This is a genomic window from Ktedonobacterales bacterium, from assembly GCA_036557285.1.
GTDB lineage: Bacteria > Chloroflexota > Ktedonobacteria > Ktedonobacterales > DATBGS01 > DATBHW01.
Map to the genome: position 1 here is coordinate 47,832 of DATBHW010000007.1, position 25,991 is coordinate 73,822.

The window sequence follows — 25,991 nt, forward strand, 5'->3', positions numbered from 1 at the left end:
CGAGATATGCCGACAGGCCCAGGCCACACTCAGTGGCAGGGCCTTGGCAGCCTCCACAGCACTGCTTCTATTACAGACAACTATCCAGGGCCAGAGGCGGTAACGTCAGCAGCCATACTGGCCCAGCGATCACAAGCGATTAGCCGCGCCGCCGCAAACGGGTTGGGCTGCGGCCAGCATCACGCCTGCGCTCACGCGCGGGTACATTCGCTAAATGCTTTTTCACCGACTGCACCAGTTCCACCGAATCGAATGGTTTGGTTAAATATTCCGATGAACCGGCAAGTCGCCCTCTGACTTTATCGAATAGCCCATCTTTCCCACTCAACATGATAATGGGAATGTGGCGAAACTCCAGTTTATCCCGAATAATGCGGCAAATATTATAACCGTCCATGCGGGGCAGCATAATATCAAGCAGGATGAGATCCGGGTCTTCGTCGGCAACCGCCGCCAGGGCGCTTAACCCATCGCTGGCGGTGATAACGCGCATATGTTCGCGTTGCAGCGTCAACTGCACAATCTTCCGCACCGTTGGGCTATCATCTACCACCAGCACCACTGGATCATTCATCAACTCAGCCTCCTTCGCTCCCGCATCGGAACCATGCGCGGGTCAGAGTCCATGTATCGCATGCCTGCCTGTGTCATGCCTGGATTTGATTGGCGCCCATCATAGGAGCGTTCAGACGACCCGCCGCGCCGCGCCGCTGCGCGCTCCTGGAGAAAAGCCTCTCCTCCATTCCCCTGAAGTGCACGTGCCTGCTCTTCGATCTCCTGCAAGAACACATCCCACAACTCACGAAACCGGCGCTCGGAACGGGAACTCCCCACTTCATCTTCCAAGATTTTCGTACACATCTGAAGCATCAGCCAGTGGAAGGCGCTCATCACATCCCAATAAAAGCTCTGGAGTTGCTCACCCTTGACCAGCTTATGCAGCGCCAGAATCTCCTGGTAATCAAGCTGGCCCTCTTGAAACACGACGACCGTATCAACAATCGGCCACCAGACACACGCCTGCTGGAGCAGTGGCCCAAAGGTCTCCTCCAGGTAGCCTGTTACCTGGGCCGGAGGCACTGCGCCGCGCCCGCGCAGATGGCGAGCATAGGCTCCATGATGAGTCAAGAGGCCGTTGACGCAGGTTGCCAGCGTCTTCACCAACGCCAGCAGGCGCTGTTCAGTCGATCCTTGATACAGTTTCGATAGCTCATGCTGGCTGGCGGTCAAAACATCCACCAGATTCCGCTCTAGCTCTGTCTCCAGCGTCTGATCAACCACTTCGATCAGTCGCAGCGACAGCAAATGCCCCATACACTGCGCCACCCGCGCCTCGCTTGCCAGCAGCGCATAAGCAATCGCCTGCAACGGCAACTGCCCATTTGCCAGACACAGCACATTGACCGCATCTGGTTCCAGCCCCAGGCGCATAATATCGCCGGTAAAGTGCGACATCCAGCGCGCCACCGTCGTGCGATTGAGTCCGATAGACGCGGCCTCATCCCACTCATCGGCCTGCCGCAAACTTTCCAATAAGACATGATCAACATTCAGCGCAAGCTGAGCGCCTTGCAACACATTGCGATGAAATTCAAAACGGCCCTGCTGCCAGCGCACCGCGCGGGAGAGGGCCTGAATCACACCATACTCCTGCCATTGGAACATCTCCGCCTCGCTGATGACCTGGTAATCCACCAGCAGCCCCAGTATATCGGGCGAGTTCGGGCCTATCGCGCGGTGCAGTTCGGCAGCGCGCCTCCCATCAATCTGACGCAGCGAACGCATCACTGCCAGCAGGTTGGGGCGCTGCACAAAGTTATCTTGCAGCCCGGCAATCTGCCCCTTATTGAGATAGAGCGAGAGAGTATCCTGGCCGGACGTTACCATCAGCGTTCCGGTCTTACCACTAAGCGCGAGCATCTTCAGCGTTGCCTGTAAGCCAAGCGTCTCAAGGTCGCCGTCCAGTATTCTCCCTGGCTGTTGCATATCACTCTTGCTCCTCTTAACCGTCTGAGGCTGCCAGAAGCGGAAGAAAACCCTCCATCGCTTCGAGGCTGCCAGACCTGGCGAAAGAGGCCAGCCACCCGTCGGTCTCTTCGCGCCTGTTACCGTGCTACCCCACTTCAAGCGGGCCGCGCGATCCTTCAGCACGCCTCATTCCCAGTACCCGCTCTACCGCCGCGAGCAAATCGGCTGATCGTAATGGTTTTTTCAAGACAGCGAGCGATGGCTGGCTCAACTCCTCAGCCCGCACCTCCACTTCCGCCAGCGCGCTCAACACCACCACCGGTAAACGGGTCAGCCTGGGCCTGGCCCGCAAACAGCGCAGCACCTGATAGCCATTCATCTTGGGCATCATCATATCCATCACCAGGCAATCAGGCTCCCAGGTAAGACATTGCTCCAGCACCTCAATCCCATCGTGCGCCGCGCGGGCAATATAGCGCCCGCTCTTCGACAGCACCGTACAGGCCCATTCCGTCATGCGGCTGTCGTCATCCGCTGCCAGCACCCGTACCTGCCGATCAGGAGCCACAGGTTCTTGCGGTTGAGTTACCCCCTCAGCGAGAACCCTCTCCAGCGTCATAAGATACCCCCGTAACACGCCCATGTCAAACGGCTTGGGGACGAACAAGACCGCCTCCAGCGCCTCAAGCGTCTTGCGCCGCAGGGGTTGGCTGCTCAGCGCAATAGTCAGGCGGGCCACAGGCCGGGCAAGCGATTCTGGCTCATCGAGGCTGCCGCCCACCGCCAGCAGTTCTTGCTCCATTCCATCCAGATCAATAATCAAGAAATCCGCAGCGCCAGCCTGGCTGGCTGCCCTCTGCTGATTGCCCCCCCAGACAGCAGCCCCATACCCCCACTGGCAGAGGTTCCGCACCAGCACTTCACTCAACCGACCATCTGTTCCCATCACCACAATGCGCAGTGGCTGTTGCTTCCTTGTCATCTTTCGCCTCAGCTTCCCTGATCAGGAAATCCCCATAGACTTCCGCTCAGTGTGACCGAAAAATATAGCCAACACCTGGCTCAGTAAGAATATAGCGAGGATGAGTCGGGTCTTGCTCCACCTTGCGCCGCAGTTGGCGGATAAACACACGCAAGTAATCCTTCTCATCTCCATACTCTGGTCCCCAGATCGTTTTCAGCAGCGCGCGATGCGTCAGCACACGATCAGCCGCCGCCATCAGTTGATACAGCAGATCAAACTCCTTGGGTGTCAGGCGCACCCGCCGGGCGCCTGCCATCACGGTACGGCTCCCCAGACGCATCACCACATACCCATCTTCGCTCGTCAGCGTCTGCTCACCTTCTATCTCATCTGCCTGGCGTCCAGCACTGCGCCGCAGGCAAGCCCGTATCCGCGCCAGCAGTTCATCGGACCCAAAAGGCTTGGTTAAATAATCATCGGCCCCCAGATCAAGCGCGTGTACCTTAAAGGGTTCTTCGCCGTGGGCGCTGACCACGATAATTGGCGCTGATGAGCATTGACGCAGTTCACGACAGACCGCCAGGCCATCCATCCCCGGCATGGATAAATCCAACAAGACCAGATCAGGCGTTTTCTGCCGCGCCAGATCAAGCCCTTGCAGACCACTCGCCGCAACCAGCGCCTCATAACCGCTGGCGGTCAGAATCCGCCGTAACGAGCGCAGCACTCGTTCCTCGTCATCCACCACCAGAATCCGCTTTGCTTTCGGCTGCGCGTTCACTGATTGCTCAGCGCCAGTTTCTTCCTCGACCACAGTAGCCCTCACTGCGTCAGATACAGACCATGAAATGACGACATCAACCTCAGCGCCGCCAGGGTAGACACTGGACGGTCTGTGGCCGCTTCGCGCTCAAACAGCACCTTCTACCTCCTCGCTCTCTTCGCCGACGCCGAATACTTTCTCCTGAACCGCCTCTTGCTCCAGCGAGGTTTCTGGTCCAGGCGCCCCTCCGAATGGGCCGCTGTCGTGGGCAACTCTGCCGGTCATCGGCGCTGATTGTTCAACCGGAAGGGCAAAGACAAACCGCGACCCTTTTCCGGCGCGCGCTTCGACCCAGATACGCCCCTGATGTGCCAGGATAATCCCGCGACAGATCGCCAGACCCAGGCCGGACCCTCCAGCCAGCGTAGGCGCGTGGCGCTCCATGAACCCATCATTCAGAGCCTCCGAGCGCCCGCGCCGCTGCTTGACACGATAGAACTTCTCAAAGACGCGCTCGCGCTCCTCCGCTGGAATACCACATCCCTGATCCTGCACACTCACCTGCACTTCCCCCTCCGCCAGACTCGCCGTAACCCGAATCTCCGTCCCCGCCGGAGAGTATTTGGCCGCATTCTCGATCAGGTTGCTCAGCACCCGATCAAGCTGCATAAAATCACCCTGGATCAGCGGCAGCGACACCGCCACATCATACACGATCCGATGCTGGCTTGTCACTTTCTGCAAGCGATCCAACACCGTATGAATAATCTCCGCCAGATCACACCACTCCGTCTGGAGTTGCAGCGCGCCACCCTGGATGCGCGACATCTCCAGCAGCGCGCTGACCAGCGTAGTCAGGCGATCAGTCTCCTCATTTATATCTTGCAGCGTCTCGCGCCGCAGCGCCTCGTCCCACTGCAACCCTTCTTGCAGCAGCCCCGTGACCGCCGCCTTAATCACCATCAAGGGCGTGCGCAGGTCATGCGAAACCGATGAAAGCAGCCCGTTTTCCAGCGCCTCATCCTGCATCAAAGGCATCATATTACGCAAAAAGAGCGCATACCCTAGCAGCGTTCCTGCCTCATTATACAAAGGATAAGGAGCCAGCGCGTAGCACTGCTTGCGTTCGTGAAACGTATCGCTCCCGGCAGAAGAGGTGAAGCGCAGCCAGTGCCTGGAAGCAGCCAGCGCAGCAATATCCACCGGGTCGCCCAGGGTCGGCCTGTTCTCATGCATCAGGCAATTGCCCCGCAGCAGATGAGAAAGCCAGGCGCTGACTGGCAGGTCATTCAGTTCTGTGACGCTTCTGCCAAGCGTGGCCGCCAGGTCGTTCAGAAAGACACAGCGGTCATGCGTATCGGCTACCACCAGCCCTTCGGCGCCCGCCGAGGCCAGCCGCTCCAGATAGACGATCTGCTGCGCGAGATCAGGAGAAGGCTCGGCAGCCAGTCTGGGCGCTGATCGTGGTAGCACGTCCATCCCTTTCAAGCCGGAAACAACAGACCCCCATGAGCTATGCCTCCAGCGCCATAGCTCCTTAGAACTGTCTTAGAAGGACCACGCATAGTATAGCATGCAGCGCAAGCGGCGCAGCCATCAGGCTGTCAAGGTATCAGCAGTTTATAACGTGGGTTCTGTATCGGGAGCCAGCGTCACAGGCCACTGAACATCAGGGCGATGGGCGCTCAGCGAGGCGCGAATCAAACGCAGCACATCCGCGCGGTCCTCGGCAGAATGCGCCAGATCAACCTCGTCTGTCTCCAGGCGAATCAGCGGGCAGCGATCAAACGCTGCCGCCCATTCCTCGTAGCGTTGGTTCAGGCGCTCCACATAGCTTGTCTCAATCCCAGCCTCGAACGAGCGCCCACGAATAGCGATCCGCTTCTTGAGGGTCTCCGTCGAAGCCGCCAGATAGAGGACCAGATCGGGCGGCGGCAGCCCCCGGCACAACTCTTCATAGAGATCGCTGTAGAGCCGATAATCCTCATTGGCAATCTGCCCGCGCTCATACAGGTTGCGCGCCCAGATTTCCGCGTCTTCATAGATTGTGCGATCTTGCACCGCCGTCGCCGCGCTCGACGCCAGCCGCCGATGCTGCTCGGAGCGTTTCACTAGAAAGAAGAGCTGCGAATGAAAGCCCCAGGCGCGCATATCCGCGTAAAAGCGCGCCAGATAGGGATTCTCCTCGGCCAGCTCATAATGCGGCTCAAAATCAGTAGCGCGCGTCACCAGTTCTACCAGCGTTGTTTTGCCAACCCCCAGATTTCCCGCCACCGCCAGGAACGCCCCGCGCTCCACCGCAGCCGAGAGGGAACGCGCCCCATTGAGCGCCGGATACCGCGCAGAAGTCATTCATATACTCCTTAATACAAGAGTGGCATCAACCGTAAACTCTGTAAACTCTGTAAACTCTTGGACCTGGAATCTCTTCACAAAAACTGAGAGAGTTTACAGAGACTACAGCACATAACCCAAACCTCGCGAACCTCAGACCGATTGAACAGACGAACAACCATCATCTTTAGTAGCACAGAAGCGTTGCTCCCTGGACAGGAGCATTCTTTACAGGAAAAGGAGATAGGAAAAACAGCGTTGCTCTCCCTATCTCCTCTGAACATCTCTCACCCCTGGACGCCAGCGTTCACCACAGCAGCGGCTCAGCTAACACTCGCTGTACCCACAAGAATAGCACTTCTTGCAGCCCTCTTCGTAGACCAGCGTATTGCAGCCACACTGCGGGCAGAGATTGCCCGTCACCCGGTACGACGCCGAAGCGCCTTGCGGCAGAAGCAGGCTGCCGCCGGTCCCATTGGCGACCCCATTAGCCTCGCTCTCCGACGCTGCGTACTCCTGGGCCGACTCCAGAATGCGCTCTGATGTCCCTGGATCAGCCGTCTGCGGCCCAGCCGCCAGCGCGTGCCCACCAGGCTGCTCCTCCAGATGGAGTTCCAGCGCGCGGGCGACTGCATCAGGCAGCGAACGAGTCTGGTCCCGGCCAAAGCCCACCGCGCGGCTGCCGCCAATGCCGCGCAACTGATCGACAATCTCGCGGGCACGTTCGGCGGGCGAAAGCGGGCTGGCGATGCGCAGTTGCAGCGAGATCAGCCGCCCCAGCGCCTCGGCCCAGGCCGCCACATCGCTCCCCGCATTACCCACATTGATAAAGACCTCCAGCAAACCATCTATATCGCTATTGAGGGTTATATTGACATTGCCCTCCGGCGCGCGCACCCGCCGCGTGTAGCCCTGCACTACCGCAGGCCGCCGCTTGATATGCCCCGTCACTCCGCCACCATCGCCATAGATGCGCGCAGGCGTCTCACGCTGCGCCGCCTCCAGCGTCTCAATCTCCGGCTCGCTTTCAGCCGTCGCGCGTGGAGCCGTCGTCTCGCCTGCCGCCGTCTTCACCTGTCGCGTCTTGTCACCCTCCTTGACGCCCACATTCAGCACCTGCTCGCCCTTGGAGCCATCGCGGAAGATCGTAATACCCAGGCAGCCCAGGTTCCACGCCAGCAGATACGCCTGCTCCACATCCTCCAGCGCAGCACTGTTGGGTAAGTTAATCGTGTTGTGGGAGACAAGGCCGTTCACAACATACTCATGCGCATCCTCAACCTCAATGTCGTAGAGCGACTTGACCCCCACATCCTCTACCGCCGTCACCCTGAAGACTGGCGTATCGCTTGACCACCCTATCCGCTCAGCCGTGCGATTGTCGCAGTTTTGCGGTTGACGCTGCCTGATCGAGTTAAACGCTGAGTAGAATGGATGGCTGGTTGGTAATTTGGTTCGGTTGACTACCTCATGATCCAGCAGCACCTGATAGGTAGCGTAATGCGTCGGGCCATTCTTATGCGGCTCTATGCACTGCACCAACTCCTGCAACTCATTGCTGACTATCACTTTATGGGCCACATTGCCCGAATAGGCCACTCGCACTTGCTCCTGTCGTACCTGTGGCAAACCAAAGCTCCGACAGAGCTCGGCCACCCCATACGCCAGGCTCCTCGACATACCACCGTAGATATACAGGCCATGCTTTGGCCGATAGTAACCGTCAAGCGAGACGCCGCGCAAGAAGGCCAGCTTTTCCTCAGCGTTTCCACTGAGTATCTGCGCAGGAACATGCTTACCATACGCCCCCTTACCAATCAACCCCTCTATCCAGCGGCACAAGACACGGGAGTTGAGCGTGAGATACTGCACATTACTATTGCGCGCCTCTATGGTGTGGCGCGGCGTCAATCCAAAGAGATCACCTGCCAGCGCCGTGAACTCGGCTATCACCTCTTCATCGGCGCTGGTCAGCCCCACTGCTCCCGTCTCGACGGTCGTATGCCCGTCAGATGCCAGCATACCCAGGAACTGCGCCAGTTGCGGGGTCATGCGTTCAGGAAAGGTCACTGGCTTCGCGTTGGTCCGATAGATGCCTCCAGGTGGCAGCACAACCCCTCCTGGGGCATGCGATGCGGCAAACCGGCCTATGATCAGATCACCCACGCGCAGTTCAGCCAGGCGCTTCCAGCCATCAGGCGTAGAAACGCGATGGCTTTCTGTCGAGCCAGTCAACTCCACGCCATTATCCAGACGAATGCGCGTGGCTGGCTTCTCACCCGCATAATAGTGAGAAAGCACGCGATGCCCGCCAACGGTAATCCCATCCTCAGCAATGTTGACGAAGGTATCTGGCTCCTCTACATCCGAGAAGTCTTCAACTGCCATGAGACCCCTTGACGTTGGGATGAGCGTCCCTGCCGCCAGGCATTTGCTGATAGAGTTGTTTACCCCTCTCTGGAAAGCCGCCTGCATCCTGATATGCCAGTCTGGCGCAATCTCGTGCGCCGTCACAAAGCGTTGCAGCGCCGGATGTGTCGCCAGCGGATGCCCGTGCATCGTCCCATGCGCCTTGACATACGCCAGAATGCCCTCTTTATCCGGCAGATCGCTCTCCTCCACCGCTCGCTCGAAGAACGGGTTGACAAAATCCAGCACGCGATACGAGCCATCCGGCTGCTTCACCCGATGCTGGAAGGCCAGCGCGAAGATCGGCTCGATGCCAGAGGAGCAATCCGCCAGAATGCTGATCGAGCCGGTGGGCGCAACCGTTGTGCGCGTCGAGTTGCGCAGTTCCGGCCCATCCTTATAGATGCTGCGTGGGAAGTTCGGGAACGCGCCGCGCTCTTCGGCCAGCTTCTGCGACTCTTCGGTAGAGACCCGCTCGATAAAGCGCATCACCTCATCACCCAGTTTGATCGCTTCCTCGCTATCGTAGCGGATGTTCAACTCGAAGAGCATCTCCGCCCAGCCCATCACCCCCAGCCCGATGCGCCGGTTGGCATACACCTTTTCGCGCACCTGCGGCAGCGGGAACGGGTTAATCTCGATCACATCATCCAGAAAGCGCGTGCAAAGGCGGGTCGTCTCATCCAGCGCCGCGTAATCCACCTTGCCATCTTTGACAAACAGCCCCAGATTGATCGATCCAAGGTTGCAGGCATCGTATGGACCAAGCCACTGCTCACCACATGGATTTGTACTCTCCAATAACTCGATTTCTGGTGTCGGGTTCGCTGTCGAGCGATTCGCGCGATCAAGAAACACCAGGCCAGGGTCGCCGGTGGCCCAGGCGGCAGAGACAATGCGATCCATCACCTCGCGGGCGCGCAGCCTGCCGACTACCTGCTTCGTATGCGGCGCGATCAGATCATATTCATCGTTTGCCTCCAGCGCCCGCATAAACTCATCGGTGATCGCCACAGAGATATTGAAGTTGGTAATGCTGCCGTCGCGCTTGCAATCAATGAACTGAAGGATGTCGGGGTGGTCACAGCGCAAGATACCCATGTTTGCGCCGCGTCGAGTTCCGCCCTGGCGCACAGCTTCGGTTGCTTGATCGAAGATGCGCATAAAGCTCACCGGGCCGGAAGCCACGCCATGCGTCGTGGAAACCTTGCTCCCCTGCGGGCGCAAGCGCGAGAAAGAAAACCCTGTATTGTGAATAGCTGTTAAGCCGTTTGTGCCAGCCAGATAAGTGCTGTGGCCCGCAACCGTGAAATCATAGAATGGTTTGCTCTCACTCGGAGCCTCAATCGCCTCGACAGTCGTTGCGCCGCGCGCCAGATGCTCCAGCGCCTCAAGGCGAGCCTGATATTGCGCAGCCACTAACGGGCGCAGAGCCGCAGCTACTTGCAGCAGCTTTTCGGTACTAACTCCCAGGCCCTCTTTCCAGCGGCTCAGCCAGACTTCCGTTTCGCCCAGGCATACCGGCTGGCGATGCATCTCTGTAGTGTTGGTCGTAATCCCAATGCTGCGCAGCATGTCCTCTATGGCAGAGAATGGGATGGGCAGCCGGGGCGCCGTCGTGTGTTCATGCACCTTCTGCATTGCGGCAAGCCGGGATGACTTCAGCGGGTCGTTGATATATGGCCCTATCACTCCCTGCACATCCGCGATGAAAGCTTCTCCCGCCAGCTTGACCTCGTAGACCACCGAACGGCCCTTGCCAGATGGCGCGCGGCTGCGAATAGCCGGAGCGAAGCCCAGAAGGCTGCACAACGTATGGACCTTGCTCGCCAGGTGGTGCGATTGCGTTGTGAACGTCAAGCGGTCACGGTTTGCCTCGATAGGCCCATCTGAATCAACCAGCCCCGCCAGGAACGCGCCAACCACCGTCAGCGGCGATCTAGCGATCATCTCTGGGAAAGGCAGCTCTCCCTTTGGCCCAGGATACACCTCCAGCAGCTTGCAGAACTGCGCAATAAAGGCAGCGTCAGTTGTCGTGAGCGAGTACAGCCCACGAGCGTCTTGCTGCACATGCAGACGCACACGAAAGCGCCGGGCCAGAATATTGGCAGCATACTCCAGCGAAGCTGGACGACCATCAAAGAGCCGCCAGCGCAGCTTCTCCCGTCGCGGTTCGCTCTCCGGCGCTTCTGCCCGGCCCAGCGAGCCATCACCGAGGTAATAGCCAAGCAGCCAGGCAATCTCTTCATCCAGGTGGATACCAGCAACCTCTTTATATTCACAATGCGGCCAGCACTGGCGCACGGAAGCATTGGAAGTGGGGAGGAGATCACCCACACGCAGTTCATCAGCCCGCCGCTCAACAAAGCGCGTCCCATCAAACACCATGAAAGGATGCCAGCGGCTCGTTGTCACTTCCAGGCCATTGGCGGCGCGCACGCGCACCTGATCGGCCAGCGGCACATCATAGCGCCACAGATGCGTCACTTGCGCGGGTTCATAGGAGCCATTGTCGGGATTGAGCGCCATCGTCTGAACGTTCACATCGCGCACATCTATCGTTGCGTGGTCGCTGAAAACTTCTTCTTGCTTACCTGTAGCGCGGACACGCTCATAAAGCGTCGCAATCGCCTCAACGCCGCAGAACGTTGTAAAGACATGGGCATCGCCAGCAATACAGCCGCCGCCGCTCTGATGGATGAGGGCAGCATTCTTGATGCCCTCGAAAATCCCAGGCAGGCTATCCTCGACGGGCACGACATAGCAGGCCGAGAGTTGCAGATTGTTGCCCTTGCCCGCGTTCATCAGCGTTGGGCTGTTGGGCAGAAAGGTATGCCCGCTCATCAGCTTATAGAAAGCCGTCGCCATCTCCTCAGCCGTGCGGCCAGATTTGTCTGCCCAGCGGTCTTCGGCGGAGGCAACCGCCTTCGCCACGCGCCAGACCAGTTCATCAGGCGTCTCGGTGGGCTTGCCGTGTTCATCCTTCATCACATAGCGTTCGTTCAGCACTCGTACCGCCGCGTCTGACCACGCGCCCTGTTTGCGCCGTGATCCTATCTGCTTAGCCTCCGCCGCTGCGCCAGACTTCTTTTCCTTCACGCGCTCCATATCCTTTCTAGACTATGGCTGCATGCGCTCACAGCCGAACCCCAAACCTGAACATCTATTCTATTTCATTGCCGCATAGGCTAGTATAACACAATATCTTGATTTTTCAAGAGGCAAAAGTACCATATTTAGTAGTTCGGCAAAAAAAAAGCATTCGCAAATGGCGTGCCAAAAGTCAGGAGAAAAGACAACCACCTGCCAGGTGAGCGCGAAAAAGGGAGAGCAAGCAGGACGCGCATCTCCTCTCAGCGTGTGGTGTTTGTCGCCAAGGCAGCCAGAGTGAACCAGAGGAGCGCGCCGCGCCTTCCCCGCTTTAACCAGGGAGTGGGTAAGAGCCAGCGTCAGCGGAATATTCATCCGGGCGCTGATTCGCCTCTTCAGGCAGGGGCAGGCCAAGCGCCGCGCAGGCATCGAGCGAGAGCAATCCCAGGCGCGCGCGGCGCTCCAGGCGTGTGCGCCAGTGCAGCAGCGCCAGCCCATCAATCAGGTGAATGCCCTCGTTTCGTGCCCACGCCTGCGCGGCAGGCGTAAAAAAGCTGGTGGTGACAAAATAGCCTTCATAGGCAAGGGCGCGGCGCAGCGCCCCTGAGAATTGTTGCAGTTCAGGCGACCCAACCGAATGCTGCGGCGCGTAGCGCTTGCACTGAGCCAGCGCCAATCCGCTGCCAGGCGCGCGGCGGCTCCGTCCTGGGCGGCGCAGCAACAGATCAACGCCGCCATCACCGCTGCGCGGCGTATAGTCCACACGATAGCCCTCTAGCTCGAAGAGTTGGCCGATATGGCGCTCAAACGCAACGGGGTCCATCGCCTGCAAACGCTGAAGCGTCCCGCGCTGGTCATAGTAACGCGCCAGATCGGCCCGGCGTGGATGCCGCCAGCGCGAGCCAGGTGGTGGCAGGTGAAACGTCCAGTAGAAGAACCCACACACGGCCAGCAGGCCCAGCGCCAGGGCGCTTATCAAGAAAGCCGTGACAACCAGGGGATGACTCTGGAACCAGAACAGCCCTTGCCAGATCAGCCAGGCCATCAGCAAGAATACCAGCGAACCGAGCGCCCCCAGCGCCAGAACTCGCTGCCGCATCTGGTTCTGATGGGTAGCTCGCCCCTGGCGTCGGCGCTTCCGCTGGAAGGGAGAAGGCATCGTCCGTGCCATAATAGCATTGCTCCTTCGGCGCCATACGCACAATCTGATGGGTAGCACTTCCGCAAGCTTCGTACCAACGACGCCACCAGCAAGCGCCTCTCTTCGTGTTTGCAATGGCGGCTCAGGCAGTGTATGGTTAGGCCAGAGGTTGTTTCCCCCTCTCCGGGGTTCGTGTTTCGTGTAAGTCGTGTTTCGTGCTTCGTATGTATTTTGGGTTAAGGAAAGTGGCATGCGCGCTGAAATCCTCTCGATTGGCACCGAACTCTTACTGGGCCATATCACCGATACGAACGCTCCCTACCTTGCCCAGCAGCTTGCCGGGCTGGGCATCGATCTGTATTTTGTTTCCACCGTTGGCGATAACCAGCAGCGCATCGTCGAGACGCTGCGACGAGCCTGGGGACGCGCCGACCTTATCATCACTACTGGCGGCCTGGGGCCTACCGAAGACGATCTGACCCGCGAAAGCATCGCGGAACTCCTGGGCGAAGAGATGCGCGTGGTCCCTGCATTGGAGAGCGAACTGCGCGCCTTCTTTAGCGGGCGCGGCGTCGCCATGCCAGAGCGCAACGTCAAACAGGCCGCGCTCATTTCCTCGGCAACGTCGCTGCTCAATCCGGTGGGTACCGCGCCGGGCTGGTGGACCGAGCGCGACGATCATATCATCGTCTCCATGCCGGGGGTACCGCACGAGATGATGCGCATGTGGACCCACGAGGCGCTGCCGCTGCTGCGCCCGCGCACAGGGGCCGTCCTCTTCACGCGCATGCTGCGTGTCGCCGGATTGGGAGAATCAGCCGTCGAGCAGCGTCTGGAAGGGCTGCTGCAAAGCGCCAACCCCACCATCGCCACCTACGCCAGACGCGACGCGGTAGATGTGCGCGTGACCGCCAAAGCCGCAGCCGAGTCTGAAGCGCAGGCGTTGGTAGCTACAATGGAGGCGCAGGCGCGCGAGCGGCTGGGCAGCTACATCTTTGGCATCAACGATGAAACGCTGCAAAGCGTGCTGGGCGGCCTCTTGCTGGACAGAGGCTGGACGCTGGGCGCGATGGAGTCCTGCACCGGCGGCCTCTTCGCCAGCACGATCACCGATGTGGCCGGTAGTTCGGACTATTTTCGCGGCGGGCTGGTTTCCTACTCCACCGAGATGAAAGCCGAATGGGGTGTTTCACGTGAAACATTGGCGGCGCATGGGGCCGTTAGCGTCGAAACGGCCAGGGCAATGGCAAGCGCCGCGCGCGCCCGGCTGGGCGTGGACGTGGGCATCGGCATTACCGGCGTGGCCGGACCCACCGAGCAGGAAGGCAAACCCATCGGCACAGTGCATATCGCCGTAGAATCGCCCCTGGGCGTGGCGACGGCCAGCCCCAACCTGAGCAGCCGCAGCCGTGTGGAGGTGAAATGGCGCGCCACGCTGGCCGCCTTGAACCTGGCCCGGCTGCATCTGCTGGGCATCTGGAAACAGGCGAGCTAAACCAAGAGAAAGCTGGACAAGCCTATGATCACCTCGGTTTACGATCAGATTGCTGAGTGGTATGACGAGCAGGTACGCACCGGCAGGCTGATTCATGATCTGGTACTCCCAGCATTGTTTACTGTGATTGGCGAAGTTACCGGACAGCATATCTGCGATCTGGCCTGCGGGCAAGGCGTAGTCGCCCGGCGGCTGGCGCAGGGTGGGGCGAAGGTCGTTGGCATTGATCTTTCAGAGCGGCTCCTCGAAATCGCCCGGAGCGAAGAAGCGGCTGATCCGCTGCATATCACCTATGCGCAGGACGACGCCCAGCAGTGCCAGACGCTGGCAAAAGCAAGCTTTGATGGCGTGGTCTGTAATATGGCGCTAATGGACATCCCTGATCTGGCGGCAACATATCAGGCAGCGCATCGCATTCTGCGCGCGCGGGGCTGGTTCGCCTTTTCCATCACTCATCCATGTATCCAGATGCCTGACTCGACATGGAGCAAGCGTGACGATGGAACGGTCATCCGCGAGTCTGGGAACTATTTTGCCGAGGGATTCTGGAGGCCACCCCCTGGGCCTGGCGTGCGTGGGCGTGTCGGCAATCATCATCGCACGCTAAGCGCCTATCTCAACAGTCTGGTACGAGCCGGTTTCCAAATCCAGTCGATCAGCGAGCCGCGAGCCTCTGGCGATCTGGAACGACGGTTCCCAGGCTATCTTTCACTACCTGCCGCGCTTGTTGTCCACTGCCTGAAAGCCTGATGAAGCGGGCCTGCCCTGTGCTATAATCTCAAAGAGTGTGTGTGTCATACCTGCTCAAGCAAGGCCTGAAGAGTCTTGCGCATCTTTAGCTTGAAAGTATAGCTTTATGCTGCGTATTCTTACCGCCTGGGATGAGGCAACGGGAAGTGTGATTGATACCGCCATCACGGCGGCGGTAGAAACCGCCCGCGCCGGAGGCATGATCGCGTTCCCAACCGATACGCTTTTTGGCGTCGCGGTAGACGGGTGTAACGCTGCGGCTGTCCAGCGCGTATTTCAAGTAAAGCGTCGTCCGCCGGACAAGCCGCTGCCGCTCTTAGTGGCCGATGTCGCTGCTGTAGGCGAGGTGGCCCTGGAGGAGCGGCTTAGTCCTGGCGCGCGACGGCTGATGCATCGCTACTGGCCCGGCGCACTGACCATCGTGCTGCCAGCCCAACCGGGATTGGTCGCGGGAACCCGGCAAGATGATAAGGTTGCTGTGCGCGTACCCAATCATCCGGTGGCGCTGGCCGTTCTGCGGTCTTTTGGCGGGCCACTGGCGACCACCAGCGCCAATATCTCTGGCATGGAAGGCGCGCGGAACCCTGAAGAAGTCGCGCAGAGTATTGGCGAAGGGATTGATGTGTTGTTGATTGGTGGCCCGCCGCTGCGCGAACTGGCCTCCAGCATCATTGATGTGACAGTTGATCCGCCAGAGCAGCTTCGCGCCGGGGCCATCCCCTGGGATGAGTTGATCGCTGTAGCACAGGGCGAATGATAAGGCGCTTCGCAGAGAGGCGCAGCAGAAACCGGCTCTGCCACTATCTGGACGCTGCCACGCCTGCAAGGAGCAGCGCCTGCCGGGGAAGAAGGATTCGATGGATTCCAATCGCTATGCCGGTTTTGGACAGAGCAGCGACGGCACGTGGGACCAGTCTCAGCAGTATTCCAGCTATCCACCGTCGCCGGAGTATTTCCAGTCGCCAAAACCAGACTATCCAACCTATCCCCCGGAGCCGGACTATTTCCAGTCAGCGGCGCCGACCCAGCCCGGCGCAGGCCCCAGGCCAGCGCAGCCCGGCTATCTGACCCCTGACTATTACGGTGAGACGCCTACCAATCAACTGACCGATATTCGCTACGATCAGCCCAACAAGCGCAGCAAATGGGTCAAAGCCGGTGGCGGCGCTGGCATCGGCATCCTGGGCGTGCTGCTGAAGTTTGGCGCGGCCATTCTGGGCGGGCTGAAATATGCCTTTGCCTTCTTCAAGTTTGGCTCAGTCTTCTCCATCGTCATCAGCCTGGCGGTCTACGCCGCCGCGTTTGGCTGGCAGTTTGCGATTGGCATCATCTTCCTGCTCTTCCTGCACGAGATGGGACATGTATTGGTCTTGCGAGCAAAGGGCGTGCCTGCCAGCGCGCCCATCTTTATTCCCCTGATGGGTGCGTTTGTCGCCATGAAGGCTATGCCGCGCAATGCCAAAGATGAGGCGGAAATCGCCATCGCCGGACCAATCCTTGGGACGATTGCCGCGCTGCTCTGCTTCATCCCCCACTTTTTGGGCAGCCAGAGCGGCCTCTGGCCCGCGCTGGCTTATTTCGGTTTCTTCATCAACCTGTTCAACCTGATCCCCGTCAGCCCGCTGGACGGTGGGCGCATCGTGGGGGCTATTTCGCGCAAGGTGTGGCTGCTTGGATTGGTGCTGCTGGTCGGGCTGCTTTTCCTGCGCTTTAATATCTTTCTACTCTTCATCGTGGGCCTCTCCGCGTTCACCATCTTCAGCCAGCTTCGCCACCCAAACCAATCGCAGCAGAGCTACTATCAGGTACCGCTGGGTACCAAAATCTTTATCAGCATTGCTTACTTTGGGCTGGCCGCCTTTCTGGTCGTCATGATGGTCTACGCGCAGAGCCTCATCCCCATAGCAACCGGCTACTAAGAGTGCCTCACACAACCTCCGCACGAGCAGGGGCGGGGTTGCAGCGCCGTCCTTCCAGGCGGCAGGGGTGGGGCCAACCGTCGGTTGTGTGAGGCATTCTAAGCACAGCTTGAGCAGCTTGAGATCGCTCTGAGCGACACATATCCGTATTATCTGCTGGCGCGTTTCTTCCAGCTTCTTGCCCGCAAAAACAGCGATTAGCTTTTCGGGTGGGTACGGACCTCGGCTCCAGCCTGCTCCTCCAGCAGTTTGATGACCGCTGAATAATCAGACCGGCCATAGCCCGCCTCGCGGGCGCGCGCATACATCTCGCGGGTGAGCGCGGCCAGTTCCAGCGGCACGCCATTGGCCGCGCCCAGGTCCAGCGCCAGCCCCAGGTCTTTATAGAGTAGATCGGTCATAAACCCAGGCTGAAACGAGCCGTTATAGACGCGCAAAGGAAAGACTGTACTCAACTGCCAGCTTGCGCCGCTGCTGACGCCAATAATCTTTGCCAACGACTCCACATCCACGCCCGCCTTCACGCCCAGCACCATCGCTTCGGCAGAGGCGGCGGCAATCGCCCCGCAGAGCAGGTTGTTGGCAAGCTTCACCACCTCGCCCGACCCGCTCGGCCCGACGTAGAAGATTTTTTCCCGGCTGCCCATCGCCTCAAGGATCGGGCGGCACGCCTCGAACACCTGTTGATCGCCGCCCACCATGATGCTGAGCGTGCCGGCTTCCGCGCCGGTTGAGCCGCCGCTTACCGGCGCATCCAGAAAGGCTACGCCGCGCTCAGCAGCGCGCCGGGCGAAGTCCCGCGAGGCGTCCGGCGCAATCGTACTCATATCTATGATCGTCATGCCCACTCGCGCGCCCGCGCCCGCCAGCACGCCCGCCTCGTCGAAAACGACTTCTTCGACCTCTGGCGAATTGGGCAGCATGGTAATCACCACGTCCGACGCTTCGCCCACCGCGCGGCTGGAAGTAACCGGCGTCGCGCCCTCTGAAACGAGGTCTTGCACCTTTTCTGGATGGCGCGCGTAGATGGTCAGCGGGAAGCCCGCCTTCATCAGATTGCGCGCCATCGGCTTGCCCATCAGCCCCAGGCCGATAAAACCTATTCGCTGCTTCACTGGTTGCTCCTCACACGTCAAGGATTATTTGCGGCTTGTTCAGGAGACGCCGCGCTCCCCTCAAGGGCGTCGTGCAGTTCCTGGCGATGCCGGGTATAGTGTTCCAGGCGCTCTAGAATATCGTCCCGCATCTTCTCCAGCCCGGCAATTTTATGTTCCACCACCCCTAATTGCTGGCGGCTGAGCCGTTCCGCCTCCTCGATATGCTTCAGCTTGACGGCTGGATCGGTCTCGTGCTGAAAGGCCACGCGAACCAACCCGCGCTCATCATCGGCCTGGAGCAGTTCACGAATCTCCGCCAGCGAAAAGCCCAGCAGGTCTTTAAGCCGCTGGATGCGCTCCAGGCGAGCAATATCATCTTCGCTGTAGAGACGATACCCCCCTTCGGTGCGCTCGGCTGGCGGCAGCAGGCCGATTTCTTCGTAATAGCGTAAAGTACGCCTGGTGGTTTGCAGGCGATCCGCCACCTGCTCGATTCGATATTTTGGTCTTTGACCCTCGGCTGGCCTATCCGGTGATACGGTTTTATCCGATGGAGTTGACGACATGGCAGGCATTTTCCACCTCCCTGAACCGCCGGATGATGATTGACATCCGGCCTCTACTTCCCTGGACCCCTGCACAAACACTGGCGCGCCCCTTCACTTGATGCCTAGCGTATCATGCGGTTACGTCAACGTCAATTTGAGCGCGCTGTTCCACACGAGGTTCTGCCAAAAAGCGGGGCCACTTGTAGCGCCGCCGTCCCGGCGGCAGGGGCTGCGGGGCGGTGTACCTGTAGCGCCGCCGTCCCGGCGGCCAGCGTTGGCCTGCTGGCGCCGTGGCCCGGAGGGCGAACGCTCGCCCTGGCGCAGCGTCCAGCCGCCGAGACGGCGGCGCTACCAGTGGCAGCCCCCGATAATTGGTGGAACCTCCACACGATGACCTGTTGACCTGCTCTTGCCGGTGTGGTAGAATAATGCCATATCCTTTCCGTTCACGTCAAGGTGATGGGCCTTCAGCAGACCAGCAGAAGACACCCCAGGCAAACGAGGTAGAAGATCAATGCGCACACACCAGGAGGAGGCTCTTGCGTCAGCAAAGAGCGGCAGCGCCGCCAGCGTCAACCTGAGCAAGCCAGAGACAACGTTCGATGAATCGGCAGGCGATCCCACCGCCAGGAAGTGGCTGGTCATGGCCGTTGTGGGCGTTGGCGGCTTCATGGCCGCGCTCAACTCCGCCAGTCTGATTATCATCCTGCCCACCCTGCAAGCAGACCTGCATACCGATCTTATCAACATTCTCTGGGTAATGCTGGCTTATGTGCTGGCTTCTGCCGTTCTCTTGCTCAGCGTCGGACGATTGGCCGACCTGATCGGCAACAAACGCATCTACGTGCTGGGCTACCTCATCTTCGGGCTAGGCTCCACGCTGTGCGCGCTGGCAGGTAACGTCTGGGTGCTTATCGCGGCGCGCTTCGTGCAGGGCATCGGCGGCGCGTTGTTGATGGCTAATACCTCCGCGATTATCACCCATACCTTCCCCAAACGAGAACTGGGCCGCGCGCTGGGCATTGCCTCGGCGACCTTCTCGGTGGGCACCACCCTTGGCCCCATTGTTGGCGGGCTGCTGACAGATGCGATCAACTGGCATTGGGCTTTCTGGTTCAACGTGCCTTTCGCCGCCATCGGGCTAGTGCTGGCCGCGCTGTACCTGCACAGCGAAATTGGCGCGCGGCAGAACACCGGGCGAGAAGGCTTTGATTGGATCGGCGCTGTCCTGCTGGCGATCAGCCTGTCGGCGCTGCTGTACTTTGTCTCGCTCGGTCCGCTCTATGGCTGGAGTTCGGCGCGAATGCTCGGAACGCTTGCCATCTTTCTCGTGACCGCCGCGCTCTTCATTGGGCGTCAGCTTGTCGCGCCAGCGCCGCTGCTTCACCTGCGCCTATTTCAGCATCGCCTCTTCACGATGGCAAACCTCTCCGCCGCCCTCGCTTCAATGGGCATGATCGCCGTCCTCTTCTTGATGCCCTTCTACCTCGAAGATGTATTGCACTACTCGCTCTTTCTCTCCGCCGTTCTGCTGACTCCCTACCCGCTGACGATGCTGATTGTCGCGCCGATCAGCGGCTGGCTCTCTGACCGGCTTGGCTCGCGCACCCTTGGGACTATTGGCATGGCCCTTTCGGCGCTGAGCCTGCTCTGGATGAGTACCCTGGGCATCCATTCGACCTATGGCGACGTTGCCGTCCGGCTCGTCGTGCTGGGGCTGGGCATGGGCCTCTTCCAATCGCCAAATAACAGCGCGGTTATGAGTTCGGCCCCCTCGACACGTCGCGGCATCGCCTCGGCGGTGCTGGGTACGATGCGCAACCTGGGTACGATGCTGGGCATCGGCATTACCGGCGCGGTCTTCGTCAGCTTTATGCCCTATAACGCCTTTCTCCAACTTGCCCTGACCGGCGAAACGACCCAGAGCGGCGTGGACGCGGTGATCGCCGCATTCCGCATCTGCTACTGGGCTGCCACGCTCTTCGCTGTGCTGGGCATCATTACCTCGCTCAGCCGGGGCAAATCGCTCCCGCAGACCGCCCACCAGGCCGCCTGAGCAAGACAGATCAAGCGACAGAAACCGGGCAATCCGGCCTTGTTTTTGCGAGATGCTTTGCCAGATGCCCTGTAGGGATCATTTGCCCCGATGAATACCAGAGCGTATACTGAAAAGCAGAACAGCACGACCTGCGCTGCATCGGTCTTTTTCAGCGACTAACCCCTGGAGGGAACCTTTGGCTACCGCGATACTCTCGGACCTGCACCTTGGCGCGGCGCATGGCGATGACCTGCTGCGCTATCCCTTCTTTTGTGACCTGCTGCGCGAGCAGCTTGATGGCGTTGACCATATCGTCTTGCTCGGCGACATTCTTGATCTTCGTTTCCAGCAGTTGGAAGACGCGCTGCTCATCTCCACCCCGTTCCTGAGCATGCTGGGCGACGCGCTGCGCGGGGCCAGACATCCGCGCGTCACCTATATTCCCGGCAACCACGATCATCATTATGCTGTGCGGCTGATCGAAAGCGAACAGGAACGGGCCATCGAGGCGGGCGAACCATTTACACTCAGGCAGGTGGTCGCGCCACCGGATTTTTTTCTGTCGCGCCAGCTTGCCCGCATCATCGGCGGCCCGGTGGATGTACGCTTCGCTTATTTCTATGACACTCTTGAATCCTCCGAAGGCCCCATTTTTCTGATACACGGCCATTACCTGGACCTGCATCTTGGCGCGGCTCCGGCTCGGCTGCTGAGTCTGGTGCAGGCAAGCATCGCAGCGGCAGGCCAGACGGTGGACGGCTTCTCGCCCGATCTCTACGAAGCCATTCTGCGCCCGCAATACGAACTGCTCCACTGGATTGGGCAATCGCCAGGTGGGGGCCAGATGCAGAGCCGCATCTACGAGCGGCTGCGCGGCGGAGCGCCTCCCAGCACCCGCCTGCGCCAGATTCGCCGGGCCGCCCTGCGTGGGGCAGCCTCGGTTGGCGGCAGGGTGGGCGTGGCGCTGGCAGAAACGCTGGCGAACCGCATCGTCAAAGGCGGCCTTAGCCTGACTTCGCCCGCCCGCGAGGCCCAGGCAGAGGCGACCATCCACGCCTTCAACCTGAGCCTGGAGGAGTTGGCCCCCTATCTGCCTGACGGCATGCGCTATGTCATCTTCGGCCACACGCACCGCCCAGGGCCACTCGAAGAGGGCGACAGCCTTGATCGCTGGAGAGTGAAGATGCGCGGGCAAGAGGTGGCGGCAATGAACTGCGGCTCCTGGCTCTATGATGACGGCAAAGCGCGCCGACCCGATTACCGCCCGCAGCGCTGGCCCGGCACTTTCATCCTGATTCCCGACCAGGGGCCGCCGCGTCTGGTGGAAACGCTGGCTGATCTCGCTCAGGATGAACTGGAGGCGCAGCTCAGCGAACGCGAACCAGAAGAAACTGAGGATGAAAGCGACGCCGGCCCGGATGAGAACAACGTCCAGACGGACCTGCTGTTAGATAGCTATTGACATTCGCCCATCGATCAGCTATGCTGTAATTCCAACGGTTGTTGCATGCTGGCAACGAGGCCACGCAGGCGATTCAGTCTGTAGCGCGTGTCGGGAGCGCGGTTTTGCTTCCCCATCTTCCCAGGAGCCAGACATGACCAGCCGGAACCGTCACGGTTCACTCTTCTTTTCCTGGCGTTGGCCTCACGTAATCTTCCTGATGCTGACGCCTGTCCTCGTGCCGCGCCCCTGGTTGAGCGCGGCATTTTTGTACACTCCGATACGCCAACGCATCCAACGCTCGTGGCGGCCAGCCTGATCGAGCCGCCTGTCGTGTGAGTAGCAGCGTCAGTAGCAAGCGTGTTTTCACCAGATGAGCTTTGCTCAACCGGAGGGCGTCCCAGCCTCGTCTATCACCGCTTAGTCGCTGTTCGGGAGACAGCGGCCAGCATTCCGGGGAGATCACGAGCAGCGCGCTCCTCATAAGGAGGGTTTTACCGCATGCCTGGCAAGTATACGTTGGGGATTGAGGAAGAGTTTCAACTTGTAGACGCCGTTACCGGAAGTTTGCGATCAGGGATTGTGCCGCTGATGGCGCTGACCAAAGAGCAGCTAGGCGATCAGGTCAAAGCCGAGTTCTTGCAATGCACCGCCGAAACGATCACTGGCGTCTGCCCCAGCATTGCCGCTGGCCGAGCCGAAGCCCTCTATCTGCGAACGCAGGTAGCAAAGATGGCCGAGTCTCTGGGCATGCGGCTGCTCTCGGCTGGCGCCCATCCCATTGACGACTGGCAGGAGCAAGACCGCACCGATCATCCCCGCTACGAAGAGCTTGACGAGCAGCTACAAGACGTCGCGCGCTCCATTCTCATCTTTGGATTGCACGTCCACATTGGCATCGAAGACCGCAATCACCTGATCGAGATCATGAATCAGGCGCGGAACTATATCCCGCACGTGCTGGCGCTTTCGGCCAATTCTCCCTTCTGGCAGGGGCGCAACACCGGCTATAAGTCGTTCCGCACCACCGTCTGGCAGCGTTTCCCGCGCAGTGGCCTGCCCGATATTTATCCGTCTTATGGCGAATTCGAGCGCTTCGTCAATACGCTCGTCACCACGAACTGCATTGACGATGGCAAGAAAATCTGGTGGGACTTGCGCCCGCATCCCTTTCATCAGACGCTGGAGTTTCGCGTCTGCGATATGCCTGCCACGTTCGATGAGACGATTGCGCTGGCCGCGCTGTTCCAGGCGCTGGTCGCCAGGCTGGACTGGATGCGCGCCCACAATCGAAGCGTGCATCTCTATCCGACGGCGCTGCTCAACGAAAACAAATGGCGCGCCGCGCGCTACGGCCTGGATGGCAAGCTGATTGATTTCCCCAACCAGCGCGAAATCCCCACGCGAGAGGCTATTCATGAACTGCTGGATTTCGTTGATGAGGTGATTGATGATCTGGGCAGCCGCCAGGAGATGAACTGCCTGCGTCGGTTGCTTGAGAGCCAGGAAGGCACAGGCGCAGACCGCCAGCTTGCCATCTATGAGCAAACCGGCGACCTCGCCTCCGTCGTGCGCTGGCTGGCACATACCACCATGCAGGGCGTCGCGCCAGCAGAAGCCCTGGCAGAACGCCCGGCGCAGGCAGAACAGGTGGGCGATTGAGCGCCCCGCCCAGGCGATCTTTGACAGCCGCCAGCGCCGCGCCCTATACTCTTCAGAGAGAAGTGGCAAAAGCCGCCTCTCTCTGAAGAGTATCCCGGAGCCTTGGAGAGCGTGATGGCCGCAGCGTTTCCCCCTGAAGAGCAGCACAGCCAGAGAATCATTCGTTCCTGGCTGCCCGCGCCCTATCGGCAGGAACTGGCCTATCGAGTGGCGGGCAATGGGCAGCCTGTCGTCTTCCTACACGGCTTGTGGAACTCTTCGGGCGCGTGGGAGCGCGCCCTCGACCTCTTCAGCCCCCACTACCGGCTCTACGCGCCCGACATCCCAGGACACGGCCAGAGTCCGGCGCGGCTGCCCTGGCGGCTGCGCGAGATCGCGGCGCTGCTGGGCGCCTGGATGCGCTCGCTGAAGATGCCCCCGGCTACCATCGTCGGGCATTCGATGGGCGGCGCGCTGGCGATCATGCTGGCGGCAGCCGAGCCGCAGCTAATAGACCGCCTGGTCCTGGTGAATGCGGCGGGGCTGCCCATGCAGCGCCCTTTCCTGCGGGCAGTGATGAGCGCCGGATTGGGCTTTACCAATCGCCAGAACGCGCGCTATACCAGCCGCTACGGCGACCCACGCCGCGTGCAGGCACTGGCAGTCTGGCAGGCGATGGACGAGGCGCTGGCGTGCGATGTTCGGCCTGATCTGCGTCTCATTCGCTGCCCCACATTGATTATCTGGGGTCTGCGCGATCCCTTGCTGCCCGCGCAGAGCGCCGTCGTGTTGCAGCGATTGATTCAAGACGCCGAACTGGTGATGCTGCCCAACGTTCGCCACCATCCCTCGCGCCAGGTTCCCGACGCCTTCGATTCCATCCTGGGAGATTTCCTGGGGCGCTGGCACGCTTCCCTTCAATCCGCTGAGCAGGTTGGCGATTGAAAAGATTGAAAAGGAGTATTGACATGATGTCCAGCAAGGGCAGGAACGCCTGCCTCCTCTTGATCTGTCTGGTGTCCAGCGCCCTGCTTGCGGGGTGCAGCAGCGCCAGCCCCGTTGCAAGCGCGCCTGCTGCAACACTAACACTCGTCCGCACCCTGACACCAACCCATACGCCGACTCCCACGCCGACCCTGCCGCCACCGCCGCCCCAACCGACGCCGATCCCACCGCAGGGCTGGGCCACGCACACAAGCGCCCGGTATCACTACACGATTCAATATCCCGCCAATTGGATCGCATCAGGGGACTTCGATGTCTGGAACTGGAACCCGCAGCAGCGCCCGGACCTGATGGCCGTCAACGCGCCGCTGCTGAAAATCGAGGTGCTGCCCCTCTCGAACCCGTCGCAGCTTTCACCCTTGCAGTATTACACCCAGGACCAACAACACACGACAGGCCCGGCCTGCTCCGACCCCGCCACGCGCGCAACCACGGTAGGAGGCCGCGACGCGCTAGAAGCCATCTGCCCATCACAGAACAAAGACGGCTATTGGGTTTCGGACGGCCCTGACATCCTCTACATCTTTCAGATCAACGCGGTGAAGGGACAGCCTTCATCCGTCTTTACGCAGATGATAGCCAGCTTCACCTTCACCAGTTGAGCGTCGTGTAGCGCCCTCTCCTCGCTCCAGCCTGCGACGCTTCGCAGAGCCAGGTCAACCAGCGCCAGCCTGCTCCTCTTCCAGCAGGCTGCGCAAGACCTGAGCGTTGCAATGTTCAGCGTCTTTCGCCGCAAAGAGCAGCGTCAATGGGCCGCGCCGCACCCGCTCGCGCAGCTTCTCCAGCGCCGCCTGACGCTCAGCATCCGCCAGTTCGCGGCGGTAGCGCGCCTGAAACGCTTCCCAGCGCGCCGGATCATGCCCAAACCAGCGGCGCAGATCGTCGCTGGGGGCAATATCACGCAGCCATTCATCCAACCGGGCGTCTTCGCGTTTCAGCCCGCGCGGCCAGAGGCGATCTATCAGCACTCTCTGCCCGTCTTCTACGGCTGGCGGATCATAGACACGCTTGATCTTGACCTGTACGTTACCAACTTGACTCATCGCTTCTGCCCTCCTCACCAGGGGATACGCTCGCATATCGCACGCCATCAGTTCTAGCAAAAATGAGGTGTTGGCAAGCGAGGCATGGTACTTGTAGCGCCGCCTTCCAGGCGGCCAACGCTGCGCCAGGGCGAGCGTTCGCCCTCCGAGCCAACGCACCAGCAGGCCAGCGTTGAGCCGCCAGGAGGGACGCGCGAGCGAGGCGCAGCCGAGCGAGAATGGCCGCGCCCCAGTTCCCGCAAGGGCCGCTCCCCGTAGGGGGAGGCAAGCGGCCCTTCCCGAAGGGGGGCGGCGCTACAAATGGCAACCCCCGATAGGTGGTGAAACTCACGCCATCCAGAGCCT

General features: G+C 60.2%; 22 protein-coding genes. 11 read left to right on the forward strand and 11 right to left on the reverse strand.

The features are described 5' to 3' along the window. Positions 1 to 139 precede the first annotated feature (139 nt). The 8 genes from VH599_02950 to VH599_02985 all read right to left on the reverse strand — a co-directional run bounded on the left by VH599_02950 (position 140) and on the right by VH599_02985 (position 12,699). Entirely contained in the window at positions 140 to 574 is a 435-nt protein-coding gene (locus VH599_02950) for a response regulator (GenBank protein ID HEY7347252.1), read from the reverse strand. Beyond that, on the reverse strand, positions 574 to 1,986 hold the full coding sequence (locus VH599_02955) for a DUF4388 domain-containing protein (GenBank protein HEY7347253.1): 1,413 nt from the start codon (positions 1,984 to 1,986) through the stop codon (positions 574 to 576). Before VH599_02955 ends, VH599_02950 begins: the two co-directional genes overlap by 1 nt. 127 nt (positions 1,987 to 2,113) lie before the next feature. Next, complete coding sequence (locus VH599_02960) at positions 2,114 to 2,950, reverse strand: response regulator (protein ID HEY7347254.1); 837 nt, start codon at positions 2,948 to 2,950, stop codon at positions 2,114 to 2,116. 46 nt (positions 2,951 to 2,996) lie between these two features. After that, a complete protein-coding gene (locus tag VH599_02965; protein HEY7347255.1) occupies positions 2,997 to 3,746 on the reverse strand; it encodes a response regulator transcription factor in 750 nt (249 codons plus the stop codon). Between the two features lie 96 nt (positions 3,747 to 3,842). Then, positions 3,843 to 5,168, reverse strand: coding sequence for an ATP-binding protein (locus VH599_02970; protein ID HEY7347256.1), 1,326 nt, complete (start codon positions 5,166 to 5,168; stop codon positions 3,843 to 3,845). Positions 5,169 to 5,315: 147 nt separating this feature from the next. Next, positions 5,316 to 6,047: a deoxynucleoside kinase gene (locus VH599_02975; protein HEY7347257.1), complete on the reverse strand. Its 732-nt coding sequence runs from the start codon at positions 6,045 to 6,047 to the stop codon at positions 5,316 to 5,318. A gap of 309 nt (positions 6,048 to 6,356) precedes the next feature. Then, positions 6,357 to 11,537, reverse strand: coding sequence for an adenosylcobalamin-dependent ribonucleoside-diphosphate reductase (locus VH599_02980; GenBank protein ID HEY7347258.1), 5,181 nt, complete (start codon positions 11,535 to 11,537; stop codon positions 6,357 to 6,359). A gap of 322 nt (positions 11,538 to 11,859) precedes the next feature. Beyond that, positions 11,860 to 12,699, reverse strand: coding sequence for a restriction endonuclease (locus VH599_02985; GenBank protein HEY7347259.1), 840 nt, complete (start codon positions 12,697 to 12,699; stop codon positions 11,860 to 11,862). A gap of 220 nt (positions 12,700 to 12,919) precedes the next feature. Between VH599_02985 and VH599_02990 the strand changes: the two genes are divergently transcribed. The 4 genes from VH599_02990 (at position 12,920) to VH599_03005 (ending at position 16,833) form a co-directional block, all read left to right on the forward strand. Beyond that, the gene (locus tag VH599_02990) at positions 12,920 to 14,164 is read left to right on the forward strand and encodes a competence/damage-inducible protein A (GenBank protein HEY7347260.1); all 1,245 of its coding nucleotides are present in this window, start codon (positions 12,920 to 12,922) and stop codon (positions 14,162 to 14,164) included. A gap of 24 nt (positions 14,165 to 14,188) precedes the next feature. Further along, entirely contained in the window at positions 14,189 to 14,914 is a 726-nt protein-coding gene (locus tag VH599_02995) for a class I SAM-dependent methyltransferase (protein HEY7347261.1), read from the forward strand. 106 nt (positions 14,915 to 15,020) lie between these two features. After that, the gene (locus VH599_03000) at positions 15,021 to 15,671 is read left to right on the forward strand and encodes an L-threonylcarbamoyladenylate synthase (protein HEY7347262.1); all 651 of its coding nucleotides are present in this window, start codon (positions 15,021 to 15,023) and stop codon (positions 15,669 to 15,671) included. A 100-nt stretch (positions 15,672 to 15,771) separates the two neighbouring features. Next, complete coding sequence (locus VH599_03005; protein HEY7347263.1) at positions 15,772 to 16,833, forward strand: site-2 protease family protein; 1,062 nt, start codon at positions 15,772 to 15,774, stop codon at positions 16,831 to 16,833. Positions 16,834 to 17,030: 197 nt separating this feature from the next. Here the strand turns inward: VH599_03005 and VH599_03010 are convergent, their stop codons facing one another. Both VH599_03010 and VH599_03015 read right to left on the reverse strand, forming a co-directional pair. Continuing rightward, the gene (locus VH599_03010) at positions 17,031 to 17,948 is read right to left on the reverse strand and encodes an NAD(P)-dependent oxidoreductase (GenBank protein ID HEY7347264.1); all 918 of its coding nucleotides are present in this window, start codon (positions 17,946 to 17,948) and stop codon (positions 17,031 to 17,033) included. 17 nt (positions 17,949 to 17,965) lie between these two features. Continuing rightward, positions 17,966 to 18,505 carry a MerR family transcriptional regulator gene (locus VH599_03015; GenBank protein HEY7347265.1) on the reverse strand — a complete coding sequence of 180 codons (540 nt, stop codon included), beginning with the start codon at positions 18,503 to 18,505 and terminating at the stop codon, positions 17,966 to 17,968. 105 nt (positions 18,506 to 18,610) lie between these two features. Between VH599_03015 and VH599_03020 the strand changes: the two genes are divergently transcribed. The 6 genes from VH599_03020 (at position 18,611) to VH599_03045 (ending at position 25,205) form a co-directional block, all read left to right on the forward strand. Next, positions 18,611 to 18,880, forward strand: a complete 270-nt coding sequence (locus tag VH599_03020) for a hypothetical protein (GenBank protein ID HEY7347266.1) — start codon at positions 18,611 to 18,613, stop codon at positions 18,878 to 18,880. Between the two features lie 112 nt (positions 18,881 to 18,992). Continuing rightward, complete coding sequence (locus tag VH599_03025) at positions 18,993 to 20,534, forward strand: MFS transporter (GenBank protein HEY7347267.1); 1,542 nt, start codon at positions 18,993 to 18,995, stop codon at positions 20,532 to 20,534. A gap of 178 nt (positions 20,535 to 20,712) precedes the next feature. Beyond that, complete coding sequence (locus VH599_03030) at positions 20,713 to 21,978, forward strand: metallophosphoesterase (protein HEY7347268.1); 1,266 nt, start codon at positions 20,713 to 20,715, stop codon at positions 21,976 to 21,978. Between the two features lie 480 nt (positions 21,979 to 22,458). Beyond that, a complete protein-coding gene (locus VH599_03035) occupies positions 22,459 to 23,619 on the forward strand; it encodes a carboxylate-amine ligase (GenBank protein HEY7347269.1) in 1,161 nt (386 codons plus the stop codon). A 114-nt stretch (positions 23,620 to 23,733) separates the two neighbouring features. Then, positions 23,734 to 24,543, forward strand: a complete 810-nt coding sequence (locus tag VH599_03040) for an alpha/beta hydrolase (GenBank protein HEY7347270.1) — start codon at positions 23,734 to 23,736, stop codon at positions 24,541 to 24,543. Positions 24,544 to 24,566: 23 nt separating this feature from the next. Continuing rightward, positions 24,567 to 25,205, forward strand: a complete 639-nt coding sequence (locus tag VH599_03045) for a hypothetical protein (protein HEY7347271.1) — start codon at positions 24,567 to 24,569, stop codon at positions 25,203 to 25,205. A gap of 54 nt (positions 25,206 to 25,259) precedes the next feature. Here VH599_03045 and VH599_03050 read toward each other — a convergent pair whose 3' ends face one another. Continuing rightward, entirely contained in the window at positions 25,260 to 25,646 is a 387-nt protein-coding gene (locus tag VH599_03050; protein ID HEY7347272.1) for a DUF488 domain-containing protein, read from the reverse strand. Positions 25,647 to 25,730: 84 nt separating this feature from the next. On the opposite strand from VH599_03050, the gene VH599_03055 reads away from it, so the two are divergent. Beyond that, entirely contained in the window at positions 25,731 to 25,904 is a 174-nt protein-coding gene (locus VH599_03055; protein ID HEY7347273.1) for a hypothetical protein, read from the forward strand. Positions 25,905 to 25,991: the final 87 nt, after the last annotated feature.